The following is a 22,471-nucleotide window of genomic DNA, read 5'->3' as shown; positions in this document are numbered from 1 at the left end:
CGGAAAAACGAGCCCTCAGCCGTCTGGTGTCGCGACATCGTTAAGAACTTCACCTGCCAGGGCGCGGGTGATCGGTCGCCGCCGCTCAAGCGCTGCCTTGTCCAGGCGGTCCACCACCTCGATCGCGGTGCCCACGGAGCGTTCCATGCGGCGAATGATGAACTGCACCACATGCGGTTCAATCTCGACCTGGCGATCGGCAAACAGCTTCATCACCACGGCAGAAAGAAGCGCGTCGCCGGGCTCGGCTAGTTCCACAAAGGCGGCTGCCTTCAGCCGGGATTGCAGGTCTGGAAGGGTGATCTCCCAGGAAGCCGGCGACTGCCGCGCCGTCAGAAGCAGCGTTGCACCGCCGGAGCGGACTGCGTTGATGAGGTGAAACAGGGCCGTCTGGTCGATCGGCGCCCGGTCGGCATCGTCCCAGGTGATGGGCTCGCCGCGCTCGGCCCTCGCAAGCGCAGCGTCAAAGTCGCCAGCTGCATCTTGCGCACCCGTTTCATCGCGGAAGATCTCCATGAGGTGGGTCTTGCCCGAGCCCTTAGGTCCCGTCAGCACGGCCACCGGCGCCGGCCAATTCGGCCAAGCGTCGATCAGGCGCAGGGCAGCTTCATTTTCGTCCGCGACAACCAGGTCGTCCCGGCTGTGCCCAGGGCGATGACCCAGGTCGAGCGGCAGCTGGCGCGCTTCATCCGGCATGGTTCAAGGCAGGCTCATTTCAGGCGACGGTGACTTCGCTTTTGCCCCGATAAAGAGGCGATTCAAGATAACGCGAAATGGCGAAGCGCACGAGGACGCCAACTGCCGCGGCGGCCGGAACCGCAATCAACAACCCGACAAAGCCGAACAAGGCGCCAAAGGCAAACAGCGCGAACATCAGCCACACCGGATGGAGCCCGACGCTCGATCCCACGAGCTTGGGCTGCAGAATGTTGCCTTCGATGAACTGGCCGCCGAAGAAAATCGCAGCCACCAGGACGATCCAGGGCCAATCCGGCCAGAACTGCACAAACGCCACGCCCAGCGACAGCACGAGCCCAACCAGCGAGCCAACATATGGGATGAAGCTGATCAGGCCCGCGAAAAAGCCGATCAAAAGGCCGAAGTTCAGGCCAACAGCCGTCAAGCCGACCGCGTACATCGCACCCAGAACCAGGCAAAGGGTGCCCTGCCCCCGCACAAAGCCCGCCGTCGACGCGTTGATGTCGCGCGCAAGCTGCCGCACCGTTTCCACATGATCGCGCGGCACATAGCTGTCGACCTTGGCGACCATGCGATCCCAATCGAGCAGCATGTAAAAGGCAACAACGGGGGTCACCACCAGGAGACCGACCACGTCGATAATCGCCTTGCCGGAACTCCAGATGGACTGCATGAGCGTTGTCAGGAAACCCGCACCCTGCGTCAGCAAACCGTTCATGCCATCACGCAGCGCGGCAGGATCGACGCCGAAATTGTCACTCAGCCATTCCGGGTCGAAATCGGTGATGAGGGTTTGCAGGCGGGCGATGTAACCTGGAACGTTCGCCGCAAAGCCGGCCAGCTGCGAGGTGAGAACGGGCACCACGACGATCAAAAGCAGCACCAGCATCAGCACAAAGCCGACCAGGATCACGATGGTCGCCATGAGGCGCGACAAGCCGACTCGCTGCAGGCGGTCGGCAATGGGATCGAGGAAATAGGCGAGGACCATGCCCGCCACGAAGGGCAACAGGATGGAGCTGAACACAACCAGAAACAGAAGAAGCACCAAGGCAGCGCCGATCCAGAAGGCGGCGGTTCGCCACAAGCGGGGCTCAATGGCCACGACTGCCGCAACAGGTGCCGGCTCTGGTGGCGGCATGGTCGCGGCTGCTTTCCTTCTGGCAACAGCGAGGGCTGTTCGGCGGCTATCGGTCGGAGTTTTCGGGTTCGCCATAGCCGCTCATATGCCTCAGCCAGCCCACGAGATAGGCTGCCGCGGAAGCGACCGTCAAGAGCGCCGACACGATCACCAGCGCGTCCCGCAGCCAATCTCCTCGCCAGCCGGAAGCGAGCTCCGCCAGCACTGCCAGCGCCAGAAGGATCTGAAACGTCGTGTTCGCCTTGGACACAAACAACGGCTTCATGGCGACGGGATTGCCCATCACCGTAGACAGCATGACGCCTCCCACGATCAAGGCATCGCGCGACACGGCCGCCACGACGAACCAGAGCGGCAATTCGCCGAGATAGCCGAGCACAAGAAACACACAAACAAGCAGGAGCTTGTCGGCAATAGGGTCAAGGTAAGCGCCGAGTTCGCTCCGCTGATCGAAGTGGCGGGCAACGAAGCCGTCGACGCCGTCTGAAACGCCGGCAACGAGGAAACCGACAAAGGCCCACCCCATATGGCCGGTGATCATCGCCAGCACCACGCAGGGCACAAGGAAGAAGCGGATCAGGGTGATGAAATTGGCGACCGTCATCGTTTCCCTGTTGTCCTCCACCTTCGTTTTCACATGATCCATTCTCACCGGTGACTCACCAGTGCGACCGCTTTAGCATGTGGGTGGATCTGGCAGGAACTGATGCGGCGCTTGCGACCCATGCCGGTGCATGCGAAGAGCGCGGCACCCACCTCAGAACTCGGAGAACAGGCGATGGCGCGCGAACAGGACGGGCTCACCTATGCTCAGGCCGGGGTCGACATCGATGCGGGGAATGCGCTTGTCGACAAGATCAAGCCGATCGTGCGGTCGACGCGCCGCCCGGGCGCCGACGGCGAGATCGGCGGGTTTGGTGGCTTGTTCGACTTGAAGGCCGCCGGCTTCACCGACCCGGTCCTGGTCGCGGCCAATGACGGCGTCGGCACCAAGCTGATGGTGGCCATCGAGGCCGGCAAGCACGACACGGTCGGTATCGATCTTGTTGCGATGTGCGTCAATGACCTGGTGGTGCAGGCAGCCGAGCCTTTGTTTTTTCTTGATTATTACGCGACCGGCAAGCTCGAGCCGGACCAGGGAGCGGCCATCGTTGCCGGTATCGCGGAAGGCTGCCGCCAAGCGAACTGCGCGCTGATCGGTGGCGAAACAGCCGAGATGCCCGGCCTTTACCGCAGCGGCGAATATGATCTGGCCGGCTTCGCCGTGGGAGCCGCCGAACGCGGTTCGCTTTTGCCCACGGACGACATCTCCGATGGTGACATCATTCTCGGTCTCGCTTCGTCCGGGGTGCATTCCAACGGCTTCTCGCTTGTCCGCAAGATCGTGGAGCGCAGCGGCCTGTCTTACTTGGATCCAGCACCTTTCGACGGTGGGACGACGCTCGGCGAAGCCCTGCTGATGCCGACGCGCATCTATGTGCGGTCGCTGCTCCAGGCCATCCGTAACACGCATGGAATCAAGGCGCTGGCCCACATCACGGGCGGCGGCTTTCCCGACAACATTCCTCGCGTGCTGCCGGCGGAATGGTCCGCCGACATCGATCTCGAAAGCATCGACGTCCCGCCCGTGTTTTCCTGGCTGGCGGAAACAGGTGGCGTTGCGGAGCACGAAATGCTGCGCACCTTCAACTGCGGTATCGGCATGGTCGCAGTTGTCGCGGCAGGACAGGCCGCGCAGGTTGCCGCAGTGCTTCAACAAGCTGGGGAAACCGTCACTCCCATTGGTCGCATCGTGCCGGCGCGGGACCAGCGGGTGGTTTACCGCGGTTCGCTCGGCCTATGAGCAGCGCACGCAAACGGGTTGCCGTCCTGATCTCAGGTCGCGGTTCAAACATGGCGGCGCTGATCGAGGCCACAGCGGATCCGCGCTTCCCGGCGACCATCGCCGTTGTTGTTTCCAACAAGGCCGATGCGGGCGGGCTCGCCGTCGCGAAAGCTGCCGGGATTCCCACCCGCGTGATCGCAAAAGCCGATCATCCCGGTGCGGAAGCACAAGACCACGCCATGCAGGCGGTGCTTACGGAGCACCGCGTCGACCTGATCTGCCTCGCCGGCTACATGCGGCTGTTGCGCGATGAGTTCGTTCACCGCTGGAGCGGACGAATGATCAACATCCATCCCTCGCTCCTCCCCTTGTTCAAGGGATTGCACCCCCACGAGCAGGCCTTGGCCGCGGGCGTGCGCCTCCATGGCTGCAGTGTGCATTTCGTGACGAGCGAAATGGATTCCGGTCCAATCATCGCGCAAGCCGCCGTGCCCGTGCTTGCCGGTGATACGCCGGATAGCCTCGCGACCCGTGTTCTGGAGATCGAACACCGGCTTTATCCGCTCGCGCTACGCCTTGTCGCCGAAGGACGAGCGCGCATGGCAGGCGATCGCGTCGAGTTCAGCCAAACAAGCGCTGCCGAGCAGCAGGCTTTGCTGTCGCCGCTCCCGGACGACCCGATGGAAGATCTGGAAGCTCTGGCGCGCTCCACCCCTTAGGCGGTTACGAGTTCCGGAAGCGTCGTCTTTGGTGCCGCTCCGAGCGCGACCTTTCGCAGCCACACGCGCGTGTCGTGGAAGGCTGCGCCGCCATAAGGCGCCACGGCGTCGGCTCCCGTGAGTGTGTTGATGCCTTCCCCGTTGAGGTGCGCGGAGTTCGGCCAAATGCCTTCCGCAATGAGCACGCCACCTTGCACGCCATCAAAGAGCTTGACGTGAAGCGCAACGGCGCCGCGGTGGTTGCCGATCTCCGCGACGTCACCGTCACTGAGATCAAGCAGCATGGCGTCCTGCGGGTTAAGCAGCAGTTCCGGCCTCGTTTCCCGTTTCAAGGAGCCGGCGGTTTCGGTGAAAGTCGAGTTCAGAAAGGATCGAGCGGGTGACGTGGCCAGGCGGAACGGATGCGCCTCGTCCGCGCCTTCGATGAGATCAACATGATCCGGATAGGTCGGCAGGCGCGTTGCCTCTCCCTGCACGCCCATGGATGTGGGCGGCCGGTTTGGCGCCGGCGTTCCCATCCAGTCCGGCTGGAAGCGGAAGCGCTTGTCGGGGTGGCCGAAGCCCTGAAGAAAATGTGCCTCTTCGAAGGGTGGCTGCAGGTCGGCGAAACGCTGCTCTTCCAGGTCGGCGAAGGATCCGAGCCCCCGTTGGGCAAGGATCGCGTCGATGTGCTGACGTTCGCCCAAGCCGAAACCCGGCAGATGCGCGACGCCGAGACGCTTCGCCAGTTCTTCAATGACAAAGAGGTTGGTGCGGGGACCTTCCGGCGGGTCCACCAGCTTCGGCCCTAGCGTGATGTGCTGCTGGCCGCCGCCCTTGTAGATGTCGTCATGTTCCACAAACATCGTTGCTGGCAAAACAACATCAGCGAGCTTGGCCGTGTCGGTCATGAAATGCTCATGCACCGCCACAAACAGATCCTCGCGCAGAAAGCCCTCCCGGATCAGGCGCTGTTCAGGCGCGACATTGGCCGGGTTGGTGTTCTGGATCAGCATCGCCGTTACGGCCGGGCCATTGTACAAAGCCTCGCGATCCCCCGTAAGGATGCGGCCGATCTTCGACTGGTCGAGATGGCGGATGGCCGGATCGGCAAAGGCGTCGCCCTGGATGCCTCGCGTGTCGAGCTTGTAGATGCCCGAGTTGGAGTGGAAGGCCCCGCCACCCTCATGCTGCCACGCGCCGGTGACAGCCGGAATGCAAAGCGCGGCATGCATGTTGACCGCGCCATTGCGCTGGCGCGAGAACCCATAACCGAGCCGAAAGAACGTCCGCTTCGTTTGACCCACCAGTTGAGCAAACGCCTCGATCTTCTCGACGGACAGGCCCGTAATCGCAGCAGCCCATTGCGGTGTGCGGGTCTGCAGATGCGCTTCAAGCCCTGCTGGATCATCCGTGTAGCGGGCGAGATAGTCGCGATCGGCGTAGCCATCGCGGAACAGGACATGCATCACCGCGCAAGCCAGGGCCCCGTCAGTGCCCGGACGCAAGATCAGGCCTAAGTCAGCTTGGCGGACCGTTGCATTGTCGTAGACGTCGATCGCGACAATCTTGGCGCGGCGCTCCTTGCGAGCACGCGTGGCATGGGTCATCACGTTGACCTGCGTGACCACCGCGTTGGTGCCCCAGATCACCACGCAATCCGCTTTCGCCATTTCGCGCGGATCAACGCCGCGCAAGGCGCCGGCGCCCATTACCCAACCGGTCCAGGCCATGTTGGTGCAGAAGGAATCGAACTGGTTCGAATATTTGCGGGCGTGTCGCAGGCGATTGATGCTGTCGCGCTGAACGAGGCCCATGGTGCCCGCATAATAATAGGGCCAAACCGTTTCGCTGCCCTCGCGCGCTTCCGCAGCGAGAAACTTCTCCGCGATCAGATCGAGCGCGGCGTCCCAGCTCGCTTCCTTCCACGATCCCTCGCCTTTCGCACCCGCTCGAACGAGGGGCTTCAACAAGCGCTCGGGATGGTGGACGCGCTCGGCATACCGCGCCACCTTGGCGCAGATCACGCCTGCCGTGTAGCTGTTGTCCTTTGCGCCATGAACCCGGCCGATGCGGCCGTTGACGATCTCCACCTCGAGCGCGCATGTCGACGGGCAGTCATGGGGGCAGGCCGAGTGGCCCTTGCGGGGTTCGAAATGGATGTTCATGGCTGGCAAACTAGCCGATCTCGCAGCCGCCGTGTAGAGGATCGGGCAACGAGAGCCGAACACATTCGATGAACTACCGACACGCGTTTCACGCCGGGAATTTTGCCGACGTCTTCAAGCATGCAGTTCTGGCGCGACTGGTCGAGTACCTGAAACGCAAGGACGGAGCTTTTCGCGTGATCGACACCCATGCGGGTATCGGCATCTATGACCTTCACGCCAGCGAAGCGAGCCGCACCGGTGAGTGGCAGGATGGCATAGCGCGACTGCTCCAAACAAAGCTTCCCGCCCCAGCCGAAGCGCTGCTTTCGCCCTACTTGTCGGCAGTGCGCGCGGTGAACTCCGGCGGCGACACTCGCTTCTACCCCGGCTCGCCTCGGGTCACACGCGAGCTTCTACGCAAGCAGGATCGCCAGTCCCTGATCGAACTCCATCCGCAGGACGCAGAAACGCTGGCGCATCGCTTTGCCGGCGATCACCAGACCCGCGTTATTGCGCTTGATGGCTGGCTTGCCCTGGGCGCGCATCTTCCGCCCAAGGAAAAGCGGGGGCTTGTGCTTGTTGACCCGCCTTTCGAGCAACCCGGCGAGTTCGACCGCATGCTTGGAGGCCTCCAGGCCGCGCACAAGCGCTGGCCTGGCGGCATCTACGCGTTCTGGTATCCCATCAAGGACATTTCCGCTGTGGAAGCTTACCGCGCTTCGTTGGCTGCACTCGGAATCCCCAAGATCCTTGACACGTGGCTCACGGTGCGTGCTGCATCCGCCGAGGCAGGCCTGATCGGGTCGGGCATGGTGATCGTCAACCCGCCGTTTACGCTGCGTGACGAACTCACAACAATTCTCCCTGCTCTTCAGCACGTGCTCGCGCAAGAAAGAGGTGCGGCATCTGGGACACGCTGGCTCGCCGCCGAGCGCAGTCCCGGCTCAGACTGACGCGCAAAGCGTCGCCTCGCCTTGACCTTCTCCCCGGCGCGGGGCAAGTGCTTCAGAGAACGTGCACACAGGCACATCCGTCGCGAGGCACCCATGGCGCTTGGAACTCTTTTCCGCAAGTCCGCAGTCGCAGCCGCGATGCTGCTCGGCAGCCTCCATGCTCCGGCGGCAACCGCGGCGGACTACATTCTCCAAGTTGCGCCCGCTGACGCAGGATTCTGCTCCACGCCCGGCGTGCTCGGCCGCATCAAGAAGAATTTTCAGTATCAGGTGACGCATGTTCCGCACCTGCCGAATGTCGCAATCCTCGACTTCCAGAATATCACCTTGCGGCGTTGGCTGCCGGCGATCCCTGAAGAGCGGCCGATTGCCCGTCTTTATTGCGGCGGTATTGTCCAGCTTTCCGACGGGATGCAGCGCAACATCTGGTACCTCATCGAGGAAGGCATGGGCTTCGCGGGCACCGGCTACAATGTCGAGTTCTGCGTCGACGGCTTCGACCGCTGGAATGTCTACAGCGGCGCTTGCCGCGTTCTGCGGTGATCGGGCGCGTTTTCGCGCTCTTTCTGGGTCTTTCGACGCTGGCTGCCTGCGAGCCGGCGCAACCGACCGCTTCGTCTGATGCAACACCGATTACGACCGGCTCGACGGATCGCGCCCTGCCTCAGGGGAAGGGCTTCGACTTCTACGTCCTGAGCTTGTCGTGGTCGCCAAGCTATTGCCAGGCCGAGGGGGCTTCGGCCAACCGCCAGCAGTGCGGGCGTCGAGACCCGCTTGGCTTCGTGGTGCATGGCTTGTGGCCGCAGTTCAACGATGGCTATCCGGAATTCTGTTCGAGCCGCGAATCGGACCGGGTGCCGGACAGTCTGGTGAAGCAGTATCGGGACCTGCTGCCCTCCGCAGGGTTGATTGGCCACCAATGGCGCAAGCACGGAACATGCTCCGGCCTGTCGCAAAGCGACTACTTTGCCTTGACCCGATTGGCCCGCGAGCGCGTGACAATCCCGGCCGCGATGGCTGGAGGCACGGAGCCGGTTTCCCCCGCAGCGGTTGAGCAGAGTTTCATGGCAGCCAATCCCGGACTGCGCGCCGAGGACATGGCCGTTTCGTGCGACGACGGGCTTATCCGGGAAGTCCGCATCTGCCTTTCGCGGGACACGCTGGAGTTCCGCAGTTGCCCGCAGGTGGACGCGCGGGGCTGTACGCGCGCAGCGTCCATGCCACAGCCCATTTCTTACCAATAACATCCCGTGCCGCAGGAGCGTTCATGCCGAAGATCCTTTATTCCCCTGCATCCCCTTACAGCGCGAAAGTCCGGATGGCGGCTGCCTATGTCGGCCTGAGCTTCGAGTCCGAGTTGACGGAAACGAACGCCCCGCCCGACTCGCTGCTGCAGGCCAACCCGCTCGGCAAGATACCGGTGCTTGTGACTGATGAGGGCGACGGCATCTACGACAGCCGTGTCATCACCCAGTACCTGAATCGCGAACACAAGGGTGCCTTGTTTCCGCGCAACTCGGCCAAGCGGCTGCAGGCGGAACGGCTGGAAGCGCTTTGCGACGGTCTCTGCGACGTGCTTCTCGCGCATGTCTACGAGCGGCGCATGCGGCCAGAAGAAATCGTTCACCAGCCTTGGCTGGACCGGCAATGGAGAAAGGCCGAACAGTGCCTTGATCTGCTTATGACGCAAACCCCCAACCTGCCCGCGAAGCTGCATGCGGGGCACCTCGCCTTCCGCGCGGCACTTGCCTATCTCGCACTGCGGTTTGAAGGCAAATGGGAGCGCGGCCGCAGCAAGCTGGTGCGCTGGGCCAAGCGGTTCGATGAGAAGTTTCCGGATCTCGCTGCTTTGCTGCCCAAGGCCTGAGCGCGCAACAAAAAAGCCGGGCGCGAAGCCCGGCTTTTTTCGTCGTCGAGTTTGGCTCAGAACTTGAAGCCGACGCCGACCGAAACCTTGTGGTCGCGGGTGTCGACGTTCTGGGCAAGGCCGCCCGTGTTGAACGTTTCCGAACCGTAGTCGGTGTAGCGGTATTCGACGCGGCCGAAGACCTGGTCGGTCAGCTTGGCATCAACGCCGCCGCCGACCGTGTAGCCGAGCAGGGTCTTGTCGTCCGAGCCGAACGCATTGGACACTTCGGTCCGTTCAGCAGCACCACCGGCCGTTCCGTAGATCAAAACGCGATCGGTTGCTGCAACGCCCATGCGAGCGCGGATGGAGCCGTTCAGGCCACCTTCGACCTTGTTGCCGCCGTCCGAACCTTCGACGCCGCTGTAGCCGACATCACCTTCGAAGCCGTACACGAAGCTGCCCGTCTGCCAGTTGTAACCAGCGAAACCGGAGCCAGCAAAGCCGTCGGTGTCGACATCAGGACCCGTCAAACCGCTCGCGCGACCGTTGAAGCCGTAGGAAGCTGCAACACCGGCGTAAGGACCAGCCCAAGAAGCAACCGGCATCGACTCGATGAAGGCCGGTGCTGGCGGCTCTTCCATGACGACGTCAGCAGCCTGCGCCGAAAACGCGGCGAAGATAGCAGCCAGGCCGGTGAGCGCTGCGGCAGGCCGCGCATACTTGTTGATCAAATGCATTTTCATACTCCTTCACTCAGAAAGCGCCGATGGGAGGTCAGCCTTTCCAATCTGTTGGCATCACCGGCGGAGGACCCGGGGTGTCTGCCGCACCGTCAGAAAATCGGCACCAAATGCGGCCGAACCAAACTCCAATCGTGAAGTTTGCCGGGCGGAGATGTGGCGAAAAATTGACGTTGCAGGATCGTCACACAGGCTTGGAAAGTTTAATCAAATCCTAAGCTTACGAAAGCCGGTACGGACGTAGTTAACGCATCGTTGCGCGAAGCCGGTCAGGATCCTTATATGCATGGAGCGCCTCGTGCCTCGTCACGCTTGCCGAGGCGACGAAGCTCAGATACCCGGTTTTGATGTTGGCTGATTTCAGCGCTGGTCTCGCGCCCCGTTCCACATGGTCTTACACCCCTTGTTGCCGCAGCATGCCACGCGCGTGCTCGCCCGAGGTGGGAGGCTGTTGTCGATGACAACGGAACCACCACGTTCGCACCAGGCCAGCAGCGACATCGCCGGCTTCATGCCCGGTCGGGACGAAGACGATGATTCGCTTGTCGACGACGGCGGCGAGGCGATCTCGATTGAAAGCGCCGCCTCCATCGATTGGCTTGGAACGGGCGGGGATGCGGCTGGCTTGACCGGGCCGGAAGCGATCCAGGTTCTGGTGAAGCGGCTTCCCAACGCGCCTGGCGTTTACAGGATGATGAACGCGGCTGGCGACGTGCTTTACGTCGGCAAGGCGCGCAACCTGAAGAAGCGCGTCACGTCCTACGCGCAGGGCCGCTACCACAGCAATCGAATCGGTCGGATGGTGCGCGAAACCGCCGCCATGGAATTCGTTATTACCCGCACCGAGATCGAGGCGCTGCTGCTCGAAGCAAACCTGATCAAGCGGTTGCGGCCCCGCTTCAACGTTCTTCTGCGCGACGACAAGTCCTTTCCTTATATCATCTTGACCGGCGACCATCGAGCACCCGGCATCTTCAAGCATCGCGGCGCACGCTCCCGAAAGGGCGACTATTTCGGGCCTTTCGCTTCCGCGGGAGCTGTCAGCCGGACGATCAACGCGCTGCAACGCGCCTTTCTTCTGCGCACATGCACCGACTCGGTTCTGGAAAGCCGTACGCGGCCCTGCCTGCTTTACCAAATCAAGCGGTGCTCAGGCCCGTGTACCGGCGAAATTGACAACGCGGCTTACCAGGAACTGGTGGGTGAAGCGCGCGGCTTCCTGTCCGGCAAGAGCCAGGCGGTGAAAGGCCAGATCTCGGCCGCCATGCAGGAAGCCTCGGAAAACATGGAGTTCGAGCGGGCAGCCATCTACCGCGACCGGTTGAGCGCGCTGAGCCATGTGCAGAGCCACCAGGGCATCAACCCGGGGTCGGTGGAAGAGGCCGATGTGTTCGCCATCCATGGCGAAGGCGGGCAGACCTGTATCCAGGTGTTCTTTTTCCGTACCGGGCAGAACTGGGGCAACCGCGCGTACTTCCCCAAGGCGGATCCGGCCATCGAGCTCGACGAAGTGCTTGGCGCATTCCTGGCCCAGTTCTACGAGGACAAGCCCTGCCCTCGCATGATCCTTTTGTCACAGGATGTGGAGGAGCAGCCCCTGCTGGAAGAAGCCCTGTCGACGCTTGCCGGACGCAAGGTGTCGATTTCCGTGCCGCAACGGGGCGAAAAGAAAGAGCTGGTGCAGCACGCGCTGCAGAATGCTCGCGAAGCACTCGGGCGGCGCTTGGCGGAAACATCGTCCCAGAACAAGCTGCTTGAAGGTGTCCAGCAGGTGTTCGGCCTTGCCAGCAAGCCGCGGCGGATCGAAGTCTACGACAACTCGCACATCATGGGCACGAGTGCCGTTGGCGCGATGATCGTCGCGGGTCCGGAAGGCTTCGTGAAGAACCAGTACCGGAAGTTCAACATCCGATCGACCGAGATCACCCCAGGCGATGACTTCGGCATGATGCGCGAGGTGATGGAACGACGCTTCGGCCGCCTGATCAAGGAGCATGGCGTTCCCGACCGCGCCGCTCCCCCCGCGGATCCCGAAGAAGACGGTTTCCCCGCCTGGCCGGATGTCATCCTGATCGATGGCGGCGAAGGGCAGATGAACGCCGTGCGCAGGATCATGGCGGAGCTCGGCATTTCGGATGCCGTCACAGCGATCGGCGTTGCGAAGGGCATCGATCGGGAAGCCGGGCGCGAGCGCTTCATCATTGAAGGCCGGCCAAGCTTCACGCTGCCCGTGCGGGATCCGGTTTTGTATTTTCTGCAGCGGATGCGCGACGAAGCCCATCGCTTTGCGATCGGCGCCCATCGCACGCGACGAAAGAAAGAGTTCGTCCGAAATCCGCTGGACGAGGTTCCCGGCGTCGGGCCTGGGCGCAAGCGGGCACTGCTGCATCACTTCGGAACGGCAAAGGCGGTCAGCCGTGCCGCCGTCGAAGATCTGATGGCCGTGGAAGGCATTTCGGAATCGATCGCCAGAACCGTTTACAATCATTTCCATGAGCGCGGGTGATGAAGCCGGTGGCTTCCCTCCTTGCCCATGGTTCCAATTTGCCGCATTTGACGGCATGACAATCCGATCACCCCGGGATCTCCGAAGCGCATAAAGCGAGAACAATGGCAAGCCGTCGCGCTTTCAACGTTCCAAACCTCCTGACCTACGGCCGCATTTTGTGCGTGCCGCTGATCGTGTTCTGTTTCTTTCTTGAAGGGCGGTTGCAATCGAGCGACGTGGCGCGCTGGCTGGCGCTGTTTCTTTTCGTTCTCGCCAGCGTCACCGACTATCTCGACGGGTATCTAGCGCGAATTTGGCAGCAGACATCGAACATCGGGAAGATGCTCGATCCCATCGCCGACAAGCTGCTGGTTTCGACGTGCCTGCTCCTGCTTGCCGCCGATTCCGATCGGACCATTGCGGGCTGGACGCTTTGGGCGGCCATCATCATCCTGTGCCGTGAAATCCTCGTGTCCGGCCTCAGGGAGTACCTCGCGGCCTTGAAGGTGCGCGTTCCCGTGACCCAGCTGGCGAAATGGAAAACCACGCTGCAGATGTTTGCGATCGGCTTTCTGCTCGCCGGTCCTGCCGGTGACAAGCTGGTGCCCTACACGACGCAGATGGGCATCGTGCTCCTGTGGATCTCCGCCATTGTGACGCTTTACACGGGCTACGACTACTTCCGTGCGGGCGCCAAGCACATCATGGACGAGTGACGATATGAAGCTGGTTTATTTTGCCTGGGTGCGCGAACGGATTGGACGGGGCGAGGAGGAACTCGATCTTCCCTCGTCCGTCCAAACGGTTGCAGATTTGCTTGAATGGTTAAAGAGCCTGGGCGAAGGCTATCAGGAGGCTTTGAAGGTCCCGAAGGCCATTCGCGTGGCGATCAACCATGAGCATGTGGATTACCATGAACGGCTGGATGGCGCGCGCGAAATCGCTCTTTTCCCGCCCATGACGGGGGGCTAGTCGTGTCCCCTGCGCTTTCCGTCAGAGTCCAGCGCGAGGATTTCGATACGGCGGCCGAGATCAAACTCGCCGGCGAGACCTCCCGGCAAACGGGCGCAGTGGTTAGCTTCACCGGGATCTGTCGCGACGACGACGGCGGGCTGGCAGCGCTCGAACTGGAACATTATCCCGGCATGGCGGAACGTGCTCTTGCCGCAACCGCACAGGAGGCGCTCGACCGCTGGCGGCTCCTTGCCATCACCATTATCCATCGGTTCGGGCGCATCGTGCCGGGCGAAAATATCGTGCTGGTTGTGACTGCTTCCACACACCGGCAGGCGGCCTTTGAAGCGGCTTCGTTTCTGATGGACTTCCTCAAGTCGCGAGCTCCCTTCTGGAAAAAGATCATTTCGGGCGATGGCAGCGACAGCGGATGGGTCGATGCCAAGGACACCGACGAAGACGCGCTTCGTCGTTGGTCCGAAACACACGGCTGCGATCGATAACCACCACTTAACCGTGTACGAGGTTTTCGTGCTGCGGTTACATTTGCGAGACTTTCCGTGGCGTAAGGTGCAGGCGATCAACTTGCCGGCGAACCGTCATAGATGTTCTTTGAACCCTTTCTTCCCGGCTTATCGGGCACAGAGCTTCTCCTGGCGGCGCTGCTGTTCGTGTCCCTGGTGTTTTCTGCAAGCACGTTGTTTTTCTACCGGAGATTGCAGGGCTCGCTTGCAACGGCAGAGGAGAGCAGCGCAGCGTTGATCGCCCACCTGTCCGACGGGATCTACCGTTCCTCGCTGGACGGGCGTCAGCTTTCAGCCAATCCCGCTCTTGTTCGGCTGAACGGGTATGACACCGAAGAAGAGATGCTGCGTTCCGTCGAGGACATCGCGGTCGAATGGTATGTGGAGCCAGGCCGCCGCGAGGAGTTCCGCCGCATCCTCCAGGCTGAAGGTCATGTCAGCAATTTCGTATCCGAGGTTTATCGGCACAAGACGCGGGAGCGGATCTGGATCACAGAGTCTGCGCGTGTGGTGCGTCATGGCCGGACGGGCAAGCCGCTGTTCTACGAAGGGTCGGTGCGCGAGATCACCGAAACGCGGCGGCGGTTAAATCAGGAAGCCCTGTTTCAGAAACTGATGAGCGGCGTTCCCGGAGGCATCTTCCAGTTGAAGGTCGGCGCGAGCGGCATCAGCGCTTTCACCTTCCTCAGTCCCGGCTTCGAAAGGATCACCGGCATCTCGGTGCAGGAGATTTTGCGCGATCCGGCGACGCTGACCCAGCACATGCATGTGGACGATCAACAGCGCTACCGCACAAGCTTCCTTGAAGCCGCAAGCACCCTGCACTCTTGGGAAGTCGAGTTCCGTGTCGAGACAGCGAGGGGTGGTGAGAAGTGGCTGAGGCTCACGGCTGATCCGGAGCGCTCCGCCGATGGGGTGACCTGGCACGGCTACATGGCCGACATAACCATTCGCAAACGGCAGCACGCCCAGATCGAAGCCCTGGCTTACCGCGATCCGTTGACCGGACTTGCCAATCGGCGCCGCTTTTTCCGCGGCATGGAAGCGACGATGGCCGGCTTGCGGGATTTCGGCGGCACGGCTGCGGTGCTTTTCATCGACCTCGACAACTTCAAGTTCCTCAATGACACGGCAGGCCATGACGCCGGTGACCGCTGCCTGAAGGACGTCGCTGCCATCCTCCAGTCGAACACGGCGGAGGGCGAGATCCCGGCGCGCATCGGTGGCGACGAGTTCGTCCTGATCATCGGCGGATCGCTCATGGATGAAGCGGAGATGACGCAGCAAGCACTTGTTCGCGGCAACCAGATCCTTTCAGCGATCCGCCATGGTTGCGGCTCGCACCAGGTGTCCGCCAGCATGGGCGTGGTTGTGTTTGATGGCTCGAGCGCCGGCCCGGACGACGTGTTGCAGCGGGCAGACCGAGCAATGTACCGGGCGAAACAGGCTGGACGCGACGGACTTGCGATCTGCGATCTCAGGCCTGCCTCCGAAACGCTGAAGCCGATCGAGCTCCTTTCGCTTGCCGCGGCAGACACGGAACAGTCGCTCGACACATTCCAGCCACGGCGACGCAAGCTGAACTAGAAAAGACAAAGCCCGGACATGATCCGGGCTTTCTCGGTGTCTTGCGAGATCGAGTGGCTTAGCCAACCACTTGCGTTTGCGAGAACCAGTAGGCAATCTCCTGTGCGGCCGTTTCCGGCGCATCCGAACCGTGCACGGAGTTCTCGCCGATCGACAGGGCGTGGACCTTGCGGATCGTGCCTTCGTCAGCGTTCGCAGGGTTCGTGGCGCCCATCACTTCGCGATTCTTGGCGATTGCGTTCTCGCCTTCCAGGACCTGAACGACCGTCGGGCCCGACGACATGGATTCCACCAGTTCGCCGAAGAACGGGCGTTCCTTGTGCACGGCATAAAACCCTTCGGCTTCTCGACGGCTCATCCATACGCGGCGCGACGCAACCACGCGCAGGCCGGCATCTTCGAGCATCTTGGTGATGGCACCCGTCAGATTGCGCTTGGTCGCATCGGGCTTGATCATGGAGAAAGTACGTTCAACAGCCATAACTGGGCTCATCCTGTTTGAAAGGGTCAATGGGGAGGTGCCGGCTCTATACAGAGCCCCCCACCCCTTGCCAAGCCTCCGCTCAGGCTGCGGCAGGCACCTGACGCGCTATCCCGCCATGCAGATCAAGACAGCGCTGCAACCAGATCCCAACGGGGTCGGCTTCGTCCAGGAAGCGGAACGGGGAAACCACGCGAACCCATTGAAAGGCGCCGAACACGATGTAGTCGCAGAAAAGCGGGCTTTCGCCACCGATGAAAGGCTGAAAGCCAAGCATGCCGCGCAACGGCTCGAGTGAAGCGCGGAACGCCACCACCTTGGCCTCGCGTCCGACCGGCACCTCTTCCAGCTTCTTGTTGAACCGCGCTTCCCGGCTTTTCCGAAAATACTCCTGATCTTCCGGCGCGAGATGATCGTGAATGTCCATCAGCGCAGCCGACGCCAGGAAGGGATGAAGCGTCACGAGGGACCATCGTTCGATGAAGCGGCTCGTCGCTACCCCTGCCGGACCGCCGAACAGCGTTCGCCGATCCGGATATCGATCTTCAAGGTAAAGCGCGATGGCGAAGGAATCCCACACGATCTTGCCTCTGTCGGACAGCACCGGGATGAGGGGTGATGCTCCGTTTTCCACATGCTTGATGCGGGTGAAAGACGTCGGCACGCTTTCAAACTCGAGCCCCTTGTGTGCCAGCGCCATCGCGACCTTCCAGCAATGCGGACTGAAGGGCCGCGTTGGGTCCTTGCCCACGAGATCATAGAGTTTAATGGACATGGCGTTCTCCCTAGTCGCTTCGGCACCCGTTTAGCAGAAAGACACATCTATGAGGCAGGTTTTCGAGATGTTTGCGGCCTATAACGCATGGGCCAATAACGAACTTTATGAGGCGGCGGCGGAGCTGAGCGATGAAGAGTTCGGCCGGGATGCCGGCGCGTTCTTCAAGTCCATGCGGGGCACGCTCAACCACATTCTCGTTGCCGACCGCATCTGGATGAAGCGCTTCACGGGGCGCGGTGAGGTGCCAACCAGCCTTGCCGCGATCATCCATCCGAACCTCGCGCCCCTGCGGATCGCCCGGGAAGCGGAAGACACCCGCATCTCTGGCTGGGTCGCCGGCCTCAGCGATCCAGAACTGTCCGGACGCTTTTCCTACACAACCGTTTCAGAAATGCGCACCGTGTCACAGCGGCTCGCACCCGCCCTGTTTCACGTTTTCAATCACCAGACACATCACCGGGGACAGGCGCACATGATCCTGACCAGCCTTGGCCACCGCGCTCCCTCGCTTGACCTGATTGCCTTTCAACGCACCGAGATCGGCCGCAGCTTTGCTTAAGCTCGAAAGCAGTTTTCTTATATAAGCATACGGTAATTATAGCTTCGGATCGCCTGCAACGGTTCCGCGCATTGCTTCTTCTTTCTCCCAGCGGATTGAACCCCTTCTGGATGAAAGAGGAGCTTGTAATGACTAAGAATTCCAACGTTCTAATCGGCAAGATCATCGGCGCGGCCCTGCTCACCACGGTCGCCTTTCCTTCCTTCGCACAAGAAGGCGGGATCGGCGCGGGCGTGGGCGCGTCCATCGGCGGCAGCGACGGCATCGGCGCTGGCCTGGGCGCCAGCATCGGTGGCGATAGCGGCATTGGCGCCGGCCTGGGCGCTTCTGTTGGCGGTGACAGCGGCATCGGTGCCGGCGCGGGCGCAAACATCGGAGGCGGCAGCGGTGTCGACGCCGGTGCGGGTGCCTCCATCGGCGGCGGCGGCGGCGTCAATGCCGGTGCAGGCGCAAGCGTCGGCGGCGGCAGTGGCGTGGATGCCGGTGCAACGGCTTCGATCGGCGGTGGCAGCGGCGCGAATGCTTCAGCCGGCGCCACTGTGGGTGGCTCGGGCGGCATCGGCGCCGATGTCGGCCTCGGGATCGGCGGAAGTGGTGGCGACACCAGCCCTGCAACGGCCAGCGGGGTGTCCAACCAGGGCGGCCGCAGCATCTTCGGCGGCATCTTCGGTGGTGGCATGTCGGGCAGCACGGCGAGCAACCCCGACAGCAGCACGGGCGTAGCGGGCAATGCGGGCCGGACCGGACGGTCCTCGGTCGCTGGAACGCAGTCCACCGGCAGCAACGTGGTGAGCGGTCGCGATACGCGCAAGCTCAGCATCCTGTGCCGCCAGGTCCGCGCCAACCCCTACAACTACGATCAGGCTTCCAACGACGCCTGCATGCGCTGAAGCATCGGAGCCGCTTGGCTCCTGTCGACCTCAGACGAAAGGGCCTGCCGTTGTGGCAGGTCCTTTTCCGTTTCCCTATCCTTCTTCTTGCATGGTGCGACGCAAGCAGGCAAAAGCGCCGCCATGCTGATCATCAACGACCTTTCGCTCCGCGTTGCGGGACGCCTTCTTCTTGACCATACGTCGCTCACCCTGCCAGCCGGCACAAAGGCCGGTCTGGTGGGTCGCAACGGAACGGGCAAGACCACGCTCTTCAAGGCGATCACCGGCGATCTTGCCAGCGAAACCGGATCCGTCAGCCTTCCTAAGGGCCTGCGCATCGGCCAGGTCGCGCAAGAAGCACCCGGCACTGAAGAAGCGCTGATCGAGATCGTGCTGAAGGCAGACAAGGAACGCCTCGCGCTGCTGGAAGAAGCAGAAACGGCGACCGACCCGGGGCGCATTGCGGACATCCAGATCCGGCTGGCCGATATCGACGCGCATTCGGCGGAAGCACGCGCTTCCACGATTCTTGCGGGTCTTGGCTTCGACCTCGAAGCGCAGCAGCGTCCCGCCTCCTCATTCTCCGGCGGTTGGCGTATGCGCGTGGCACTGGCGGCGGTGCTGTTCTCGCAGCCCGACCTTCTGCTTCTCGACGAACCGACCAACTATCTCGACCTTGAAGGCACGCTGTGGCTTGAGAACTATGTTTCCAAATACCCGCACACTGTGCTGCTCATCAGCCACGACCGCGACCTGCTCAATCGGGCGGTGAACTCGATCGTTCATCTCGACCAGAAGAAGCTGACCTTCTGGCGTGGCGGTTACGACCAGTTCGAGCGCCAGCGGTCCGAACAGGCGGCCTTGCAGGAAAAGGGCCGCGTCAAGCAGGAGGCCGCGCGCAAGCATATGGAAGACTTCGTGGCGCGTTTCCGCGCCAAGGCTTCCAAGGCGCGTCAGGCACAATCTCGCTTGAAGGCATTGGAGAAGATGAAGCCCATTGCAGCCGTGATCGAGGATCATGTCGCGCCCTTCAACTTCCCTGAACCGGTGAAGACCGTCGCATCCCCGATCATCACAATGCAGCAGGGCACGGTTGGCTATGCGGAAGGCAAGCCGATCCTCAAGAACCTGACCCTGCGCATCGATGCGGACGATCGCATCGCGCTGCTTGGCGCCAACGGCAACGGCAAGTCTACCTTTGCCAAGCTGCTTTCCGGCCGCCTGCCGCTGCAGTCCGGCTCAATCACGGTTGCACCGCAGCTCAAGGTGTCGATCTTCGCCCAGCACCAGCTGGATGATCTGCGGCCCGAGGAAAACGCCATTGAGCATGTTCGCCGCATGATGCCGGAAGCGCCCGAGGCCAAGGTGCGCGCGCGGGTCGCGCAGTTCGGCTTGCCGACAGAAAAGATGATGACACCGGCCAAAGACCTTTCCGGCGGCGAGAAGGCGCGCCTCCTCATGGGCTTGGCCGTGTTCGACGGGCCGAACCTCTTCATCCTCGACGAGCCAACCAACCACCTCGACATCGACAGCCGCGCAGCCCTGATCGAGGCGCTGAACGATTTCTCTGGTGCGGTCATCATCATCAGCCACGACCGCCACCTTTTGGAAGCAACGGCCGACCGGCTTTGGCTGGTGAAGGACGGCACGGTTGCGCCTTATGACGGCGACCTCAGCGATTATCGCCAGCTCGTGACCGGCAGTGCCGGCGATCGGCGGGAACGTCGCGAGGCCGATAAGGCGAACAAGGCTGAGAAAAGGCGCGAGGCAGCGCAACGACGCGCTGCAATGGAGCCGGTGGCCAAGGAAATCAAAGCTACCGAAGCCCTGATGGAGCGGACACGCAAGCGGATCGACGGCATCGAGGATAGGTTGGCCGACCCTTCCCTGTATGAACGCGACCCGACCACGGCGACGCAGCTCGCTAAGGAACGCGCGCAACTTGAAGCCACCCTCGCCCAGAATGAGGAGAAATGGCTGACGCTTTCGGCCGAATACGAGGAAGGCGTGGCGGAGTAGCTACGCCTTTCTTTCCCAGCGGCGGTCCGGCGTTTGCTGCCAGTAGGTCGCTTGATGGCCGGAGCCTTTCACCGTGCGCCAGTGGCGCCGGGCGGCTTCGAGCTGCGCGTCATCATGCCCGTCGAACAGGAAAACGGCGCGTTCATAGCTTGTCAGGTCAGGCGGCTCGGCGGCGTCCACCATGAAGCGGATCTGCGCATCGTTGGTGTTGGCTTGCCCGGTGGTCAGAAGCACCGGCTGTTCTCCGGCATGCGGCTCGTGATCAACGCCATGCCCCAGAAACGAATCCTCGCGAAACGTCCAGAGATGGGCATCAAGTGCATCTCGCCGTTCTTCGCTGCCGGCCTGTACCACCACGCGCCAGCCACGCGCCGTGCTGCGCTCGAGAAGCGCGGGCAGCGCTTCTTCCAGCGTGGACTCGCTGAGATGGTAGAAGAGGACCTCGGTCATCGCGGTCCCTTTCGGCGCCCTAGCTTTCGTAGTGGTCGCGCACCAGCCGGTCGAGCAGGCGCACGCCATAGCCTGAGCCCCAGGACTGGCTGATCTCGTTGGCCGGCGAGCCCATGGCGGTTCCCGCAATGTCCAGATGCGCCCAAGGCGTGTCCTTGACGAAGCGTTGCAGGAACTGTGCGGCGGTGATCGCGCCGCCGAAGCGCCCGCCGATGTTCTTCATGTCCGCCGTCTTGGAGTCGATCATCTTGTCGTATTCCGGTCCAAGCGGCATCCGCCACAGCTTCTCGGCCGTTGCCGTACCAGCGCTCGTGAGTCGCTCGGCCAATTCGTCGTTGTTGGAGAACAGCCCCGCATGATGCTGCCCGAGAGCGACCATGATCGCGCCGGTGAGCGTCGCGAGGTCGATCATGAAGCGAGGCTTGTATTCCTCGTTCACGTACCAGAGCGCGTCGCACAGCACCAAGCGCCCTTCCGCATCGGTGTTGAGCACCTCGATGGTTTGACCGGACATGGAGGTCACGATGTCGCCCGGGCGCTGCGCATTGCCGTCGAGCATGTTTTCCACCAAGCCGACGACACCCAGTACATTGGCCTTTGCCTTGCGCGACGCCAGCGCGTGCATGAGCCCCGTTACGGCAGCCGCGCCGCCCATGTCGCCTTTCATGTCTTCCATTCCGGCGGCGGGCTTGATGGAGATGCCGCCCGAATCGAAAACAACGCCCTTGCCGATGAAGGCGATCGGCGCTTCGCCCTGCGCGCCGCCGTTCCAGCGCATGATGGCCAGCCGCGGCGGACGCACGGATCCTTGGGCCACGCCCAGCAGGGCTCCCATGCCGAGTTGGCGCATTTCGGTTTCCGTCAGGATCTCGACCTGCACACCGGCCTCGCTGAGCGCCTGGATGCGTTCGGCGAACTCAACGGGACCCAGCATGTTTGCGGGTTCGTTCACTAGGTCGCGCGCGAGCATGACGCCTTCCGCCACAGCGCGGTGGGCAGCGAAAGCGGCTTCCGCCGCAGCGGGATCGGCACAATGGATCGTGACGGCGACCGCCGCATCCGGCGCGTCTTCCCCGTCTTCGCCCTTCCTGGTCTTGTATTTTTCAAAGCTGTAGCTGCGCAGCAGCATGCCCTGCGCCAGCGCGGCGACATCATCGGGGCGCGCCGGGCCATCCGGCGTGTCCGCGATCACCGCCACCGTGGTTGCTTTGCGAATGGCAGCCGTCAGCGTGCCGCCGAGCTTGGTCCATCCCCACTCGTCGAGGGCGTCGGCCTTGCCGAGCCCGACCACATGGAGGCGATCGACCTGCGCGCCTTCAGGGCTCACCAGATCGAGGCTCGACCCAGGCTTGCCGCGGAAGTCCGACACCTTCGCGGCACGGCCGATCACACCAGCCGGATCGCTGTTCATCGCGTTTTGCGACAAGGCAGCATCGGCGCCGGCCAGCAGCAGGACAGTGCCTCCGCTCGGGCGTGCGAAATCGGCGAAGCGAATGGTGAGCTGAATCGGCATGCTGCTATCCCGTTGAAGCGAGTAGGAGGGTCGTTATTCCAGTGACATCACGCGTCCCCACTTTCAAGACCGTGACCTTTTGGCAACCGCGCCCGATGAAAGCGGCGGGGGCATGCATCAACGTACGCAAGCGGGAAAAGGCGCCGAGTTCCGCCCGCCTGCGCGCAAATGCCCCCATAAACGGTTCCTTA

23 protein-coding genes are annotated in these 22,471 nt (G+C 62.4%); 14 read left to right on the top strand and 9 right to left on the bottom strand.

Going from position 1 to position 22,471, the window contains the following annotated elements:
- Window positions 1-15: 15 nt before the first annotated feature.
- Genes hdaA through J5Y06_RS10265 form a run of 3 tightly spaced genes read right to left on the bottom strand, consistent with a single transcriptional unit; the run spans window position 16 to window position 2,444 of the window.
- A complete protein-coding gene (gene hdaA, locus J5Y06_RS10275) occupies window positions 16-696 on the bottom strand; it encodes a DnaA regulatory inactivator HdaA (RefSeq protein ID WP_209335027.1) in 681 nt (226 codons plus the stop codon).
- A gap of 19 nt (window positions 697-715) precedes the next feature.
- Window positions 716-1,915: an AI-2E family transporter gene (locus J5Y06_RS10270; protein WP_209335026.1), complete on the bottom strand. Its 1,200-nt coding sequence runs from the start codon at window positions 1,913-1,915 to the stop codon at window positions 716-718.
- The gene (locus J5Y06_RS10265) at window positions 1,887-2,444 is read right to left on the bottom strand and encodes a CDP-alcohol phosphatidyltransferase family protein (protein ID WP_209335130.1); all 558 of its coding nucleotides are present in this window, start codon (window positions 2,442-2,444) and stop codon (window positions 1,887-1,889) included. The genes J5Y06_RS10270 and J5Y06_RS10265 overlap by 29 nt, the downstream gene beginning before the upstream one ends.
- Before the next feature lie 174 nt (window positions 2,445-2,618).
- Here J5Y06_RS10265 and purM point away from each other — a divergent pair, with 174 nt between their 5' ends.
- Window positions 2,619-3,683 (top strand): phosphoribosylformylglycinamidine cyclo-ligase, encoded by a 1,065-nt coding sequence (purM, locus tag J5Y06_RS10260; protein WP_209335129.1) that lies wholly within the window; start codon window positions 2,619-2,621, stop codon window positions 3,681-3,683.
- On the top strand, window positions 3,680-4,384 hold the full coding sequence (purN, locus tag J5Y06_RS10255) for a phosphoribosylglycinamide formyltransferase (protein WP_209335025.1): 705 nt from the start codon (window positions 3,680-3,682) through the stop codon (window positions 4,382-4,384). The genes purM and purN overlap by 4 nt, the downstream gene beginning before the upstream one ends.
- Here the strand turns inward: purN and J5Y06_RS10250 are convergent.
- Window positions 4,381-6,531 carry a molybdopterin oxidoreductase family protein gene (locus J5Y06_RS10250; protein WP_209335024.1) on the bottom strand — a complete coding sequence of 717 codons (2,151 nt, stop codon included), beginning with the start codon at window positions 6,529-6,531 and terminating at the stop codon, window positions 4,381-4,383. The genes purN and J5Y06_RS10250 overlap by 4 nt on opposite strands.
- 68 nt (window positions 6,532-6,599) lie before the next feature.
- Here J5Y06_RS10250 and J5Y06_RS10245 point away from each other — a divergent pair, with 68 nt between their 5' ends.
- The 4 genes from J5Y06_RS10245 to J5Y06_RS10230 all read left to right on the top strand — a co-directional run bounded on the left by J5Y06_RS10245 (window position 6,600) and on the right by J5Y06_RS10230 (window position 9,333).
- Window positions 6,600-7,466 (top strand): 23S rRNA (adenine(2030)-N(6))-methyltransferase RlmJ, encoded by an 867-nt coding sequence (locus J5Y06_RS10245; RefSeq protein WP_209335023.1) that lies wholly within the window; start codon window positions 6,600-6,602, stop codon window positions 7,464-7,466.
- Window positions 7,467-7,559: 93 nt separating this feature from the next.
- On the top strand, window positions 7,560-8,009 hold the full coding sequence (locus J5Y06_RS10240; protein ID WP_209335022.1) for a hypothetical protein: 450 nt from the start codon (window positions 7,560-7,562) through the stop codon (window positions 8,007-8,009).
- Entirely contained in the window at window positions 7,991-8,710 is a 720-nt protein-coding gene (locus J5Y06_RS10235) for a ribonuclease T2 family protein (protein WP_209335021.1), read from the top strand. Before J5Y06_RS10240 ends, J5Y06_RS10235 begins: the two co-directional genes overlap by 19 nt.
- A gap of 23 nt (window positions 8,711-8,733) precedes the next feature.
- Window positions 8,734-9,333 (top strand): glutathione S-transferase, encoded by a 600-nt coding sequence (locus J5Y06_RS10230; RefSeq protein ID WP_209335020.1) that lies wholly within the window; start codon window positions 8,734-8,736, stop codon window positions 9,331-9,333.
- A gap of 56 nt (window positions 9,334-9,389) precedes the next feature.
- On the opposite strand, the gene J5Y06_RS10225 is transcribed toward J5Y06_RS10230, so the two are convergent.
- Window positions 9,390-10,052, bottom strand: a complete 663-nt coding sequence (locus tag J5Y06_RS10225; RefSeq protein WP_209335019.1) for an outer membrane protein — start codon at window positions 10,050-10,052, stop codon at window positions 9,390-9,392.
- A gap of 460 nt (window positions 10,053-10,512) precedes the next feature.
- Here J5Y06_RS10225 and uvrC point away from each other — a divergent pair, with 460 nt between their 5' ends.
- The 5 genes from uvrC (at window position 10,513) to J5Y06_RS10200 (ending at window position 15,608) form a co-directional block, all read left to right on the top strand.
- Complete coding sequence (uvrC, locus tag J5Y06_RS10220) at window positions 10,513-12,561, top strand: excinuclease ABC subunit UvrC (RefSeq protein WP_209335018.1); 2,049 nt, start codon at window positions 10,513-10,515, stop codon at window positions 12,559-12,561.
- 104 nt (window positions 12,562-12,665) lie between these two features.
- The gene (gene pgsA, locus J5Y06_RS10215) at window positions 12,666-13,259 is read left to right on the top strand and encodes a CDP-diacylglycerol--glycerol-3-phosphate 3-phosphatidyltransferase (RefSeq protein ID WP_209335017.1); all 594 of its coding nucleotides are present in this window, start codon (window positions 12,666-12,668) and stop codon (window positions 13,257-13,259) included.
- A 4-nt stretch (window positions 13,260-13,263) separates the two neighbouring features.
- The gene (gene moaD / locus J5Y06_RS10210; RefSeq protein WP_209335016.1) at window positions 13,264-13,515 is read left to right on the top strand and encodes a molybdopterin converting factor subunit 1; all 252 of its coding nucleotides are present in this window, start codon (window positions 13,264-13,266) and stop codon (window positions 13,513-13,515) included.
- Between the two features lie 2 nt (window positions 13,516-13,517).
- The gene (locus J5Y06_RS10205; protein ID WP_209335015.1) at window positions 13,518-14,000 is read left to right on the top strand and encodes a molybdenum cofactor biosynthesis protein MoaE; all 483 of its coding nucleotides are present in this window, start codon (window positions 13,518-13,520) and stop codon (window positions 13,998-14,000) included.
- A gap of 102 nt (window positions 14,001-14,102) precedes the next feature.
- On the top strand, window positions 14,103-15,608 hold the full coding sequence (locus J5Y06_RS10200; RefSeq protein WP_209335014.1) for a diguanylate cyclase: 1,506 nt from the start codon (window positions 14,103-14,105) through the stop codon (window positions 15,606-15,608).
- A 58-nt stretch (window positions 15,609-15,666) separates the two neighbouring features.
- On the opposite strand, the gene ndk is transcribed toward J5Y06_RS10200, so the two are convergent.
- On the bottom strand, window positions 15,667-16,089 hold the full coding sequence (gene ndk / locus J5Y06_RS10195) for a nucleoside-diphosphate kinase (RefSeq protein ID WP_209335013.1): 423 nt from the start codon (window positions 16,087-16,089) through the stop codon (window positions 15,667-15,669).
- An 82-nt stretch (window positions 16,090-16,171) separates the two neighbouring features.
- Window positions 16,172-16,864, bottom strand: a complete 693-nt coding sequence (locus tag J5Y06_RS10190; protein ID WP_209335012.1) for a glutathione S-transferase family protein — start codon at window positions 16,862-16,864, stop codon at window positions 16,172-16,174.
- 49 nt (window positions 16,865-16,913) lie between these two features.
- Here J5Y06_RS10190 and J5Y06_RS10185 point away from each other — a divergent pair, with 49 nt between their 5' ends.
- The 3 genes from J5Y06_RS10185 (at window position 16,914) to J5Y06_RS10175 (ending at window position 20,317) form a co-directional block, all read left to right on the top strand.
- Complete coding sequence (locus J5Y06_RS10185) at window positions 16,914-17,426, top strand: DinB family protein (protein ID WP_209335011.1); 513 nt, start codon at window positions 16,914-16,916, stop codon at window positions 17,424-17,426.
- Window positions 17,427-17,554: 128 nt separating this feature from the next.
- The gene (locus J5Y06_RS10180) at window positions 17,555-18,316 is read left to right on the top strand and encodes a hypothetical protein (protein WP_209335010.1); all 762 of its coding nucleotides are present in this window, start codon (window positions 17,555-17,557) and stop codon (window positions 18,314-18,316) included.
- Window positions 18,317-18,439: 123 nt separating this feature from the next.
- Window positions 18,440-20,317, top strand: a complete 1,878-nt coding sequence (locus tag J5Y06_RS10175; RefSeq protein ID WP_209335009.1) for an ABC-F family ATP-binding cassette domain-containing protein — start codon at window positions 18,440-18,442, stop codon at window positions 20,315-20,317.
- Here the strand turns inward: J5Y06_RS10175 and J5Y06_RS10170 are convergent, their stop codons facing one another.
- Together J5Y06_RS10170 and J5Y06_RS10165 are read right to left on the bottom strand one after the other, a co-directional pair.
- Window positions 20,318-20,767, bottom strand: coding sequence for a DNA polymerase III subunit chi (locus J5Y06_RS10170; RefSeq protein ID WP_209335008.1), 450 nt, complete (start codon window positions 20,765-20,767; stop codon window positions 20,318-20,320). It lies immediately after the preceding gene.
- Window positions 20,768-20,786: 19 nt separating this feature from the next.
- Complete coding sequence (locus J5Y06_RS10165; RefSeq protein ID WP_209335007.1) at window positions 20,787-22,280, bottom strand: leucyl aminopeptidase; 1,494 nt, start codon at window positions 22,278-22,280, stop codon at window positions 20,787-20,789.
- Between the last annotated feature and the right edge of the window lie 191 nt (window positions 22,281-22,471).

Source organism: Tianweitania sediminis (assembly GCF_017813335.1).
Taxonomy (GTDB): Bacteria; Pseudomonadota; Alphaproteobacteria; order Rhizobiales; family Rhizobiaceae; genus Tianweitania; species Tianweitania sediminis.
This window is presented reverse-complemented; position numbering and strand designations above follow the sequence as displayed.

Coding starts and splice junctions, on each gene's coding strand:
- J5Y06_RS10200 (WP_209335014.1), top strand. CDS start 14,103: ATGTTCTTTGAACCCTTTCTTCCCGGCTTATCGGGCACAGAGCTTCTC.
- J5Y06_RS10185 (WP_209335011.1), top strand. CDS start 16,914: ATGAGGCAGGTTTTCGAGATGTTTGCGGCCTATAACGCATGGGCCAAT.
- purN (WP_209335025.1), top strand. CDS start 3,680: ATGAGCAGCGCACGCAAACGGGTTGCCGTCCTGATCTCAGGTCGCGGT.
- J5Y06_RS10240 (WP_209335022.1), top strand. CDS start 7,560: ATGGCGCTTGGAACTCTTTTCCGCAAGTCCGCAGTCGCAGCCGCGATG.
- ndk (WP_209335013.1), bottom strand. CDS start 16,089: ATGGCTGTTGAACGTACTTTCTCCATGATCAAGCCCGATGCGACCAAG.
- hdaA (WP_209335027.1), bottom strand. CDS start 696: ATGCCGGATGAAGCGCGCCAGCTGCCGCTCGACCTGGGTCATCGCCCT.
- uvrC (WP_209335018.1), top strand. CDS start 10,513: ATGACAACGGAACCACCACGTTCGCACCAGGCCAGCAGCGACATCGCC.
- J5Y06_RS10180 (WP_209335010.1), top strand. CDS start 17,555: ATGACTAAGAATTCCAACGTTCTAATCGGCAAGATCATCGGCGCGGCC.
- J5Y06_RS10190 (WP_209335012.1), bottom strand. CDS start 16,864: ATGTCCATTAAACTCTATGATCTCGTGGGCAAGGACCCAACGCGGCCC.
- J5Y06_RS10245 (WP_209335023.1), top strand. CDS start 6,600: ATGAACTACCGACACGCGTTTCACGCCGGGAATTTTGCCGACGTCTTC.
- J5Y06_RS10265 (WP_209335130.1), bottom strand. CDS start 2,444: ATGACGGTCGCCAATTTCATCACCCTGATCCGCTTCTTCCTTGTGCCC.
- J5Y06_RS10175 (WP_209335009.1), top strand. CDS start 18,440: ATGCTGATCATCAACGACCTTTCGCTCCGCGTTGCGGGACGCCTTCTT.
- moaD (WP_209335016.1), top strand. CDS start 13,264: ATGAAGCTGGTTTATTTTGCCTGGGTGCGCGAACGGATTGGACGGGGC.
- J5Y06_RS10165 (WP_209335007.1), bottom strand. CDS start 22,280: ATGCCGATTCAGCTCACCATTCGCTTCGCCGATTTCGCACGCCCGAGC.
- J5Y06_RS10230 (WP_209335020.1), top strand. CDS start 8,734: ATGCCGAAGATCCTTTATTCCCCTGCATCCCCTTACAGCGCGAAAGTC.
- purM (WP_209335129.1), top strand. CDS start 2,619: ATGGCGCGCGAACAGGACGGGCTCACCTATGCTCAGGCCGGGGTCGAC.
- J5Y06_RS10225 (WP_209335019.1), bottom strand. CDS start 10,052: ATGCATTTGATCAACAAGTATGCGCGGCCTGCCGCAGCGCTCACCGGC.
- J5Y06_RS10270 (WP_209335026.1), bottom strand. CDS start 1,915: ATGGCGAACCCGAAAACTCCGACCGATAGCCGCCGAACAGCCCTCGCT.
- J5Y06_RS10250 (WP_209335024.1), bottom strand. CDS start 6,531: ATGAACATCCATTTCGAACCCCGCAAGGGCCACTCGGCCTGCCCCCAT.
- J5Y06_RS10170 (WP_209335008.1), bottom strand. CDS start 20,767: ATGACCGAGGTCCTCTTCTACCATCTCAGCGAGTCCACGCTGGAAGAA.
- pgsA (WP_209335017.1), top strand. CDS start 12,666: ATGGCAAGCCGTCGCGCTTTCAACGTTCCAAACCTCCTGACCTACGGC.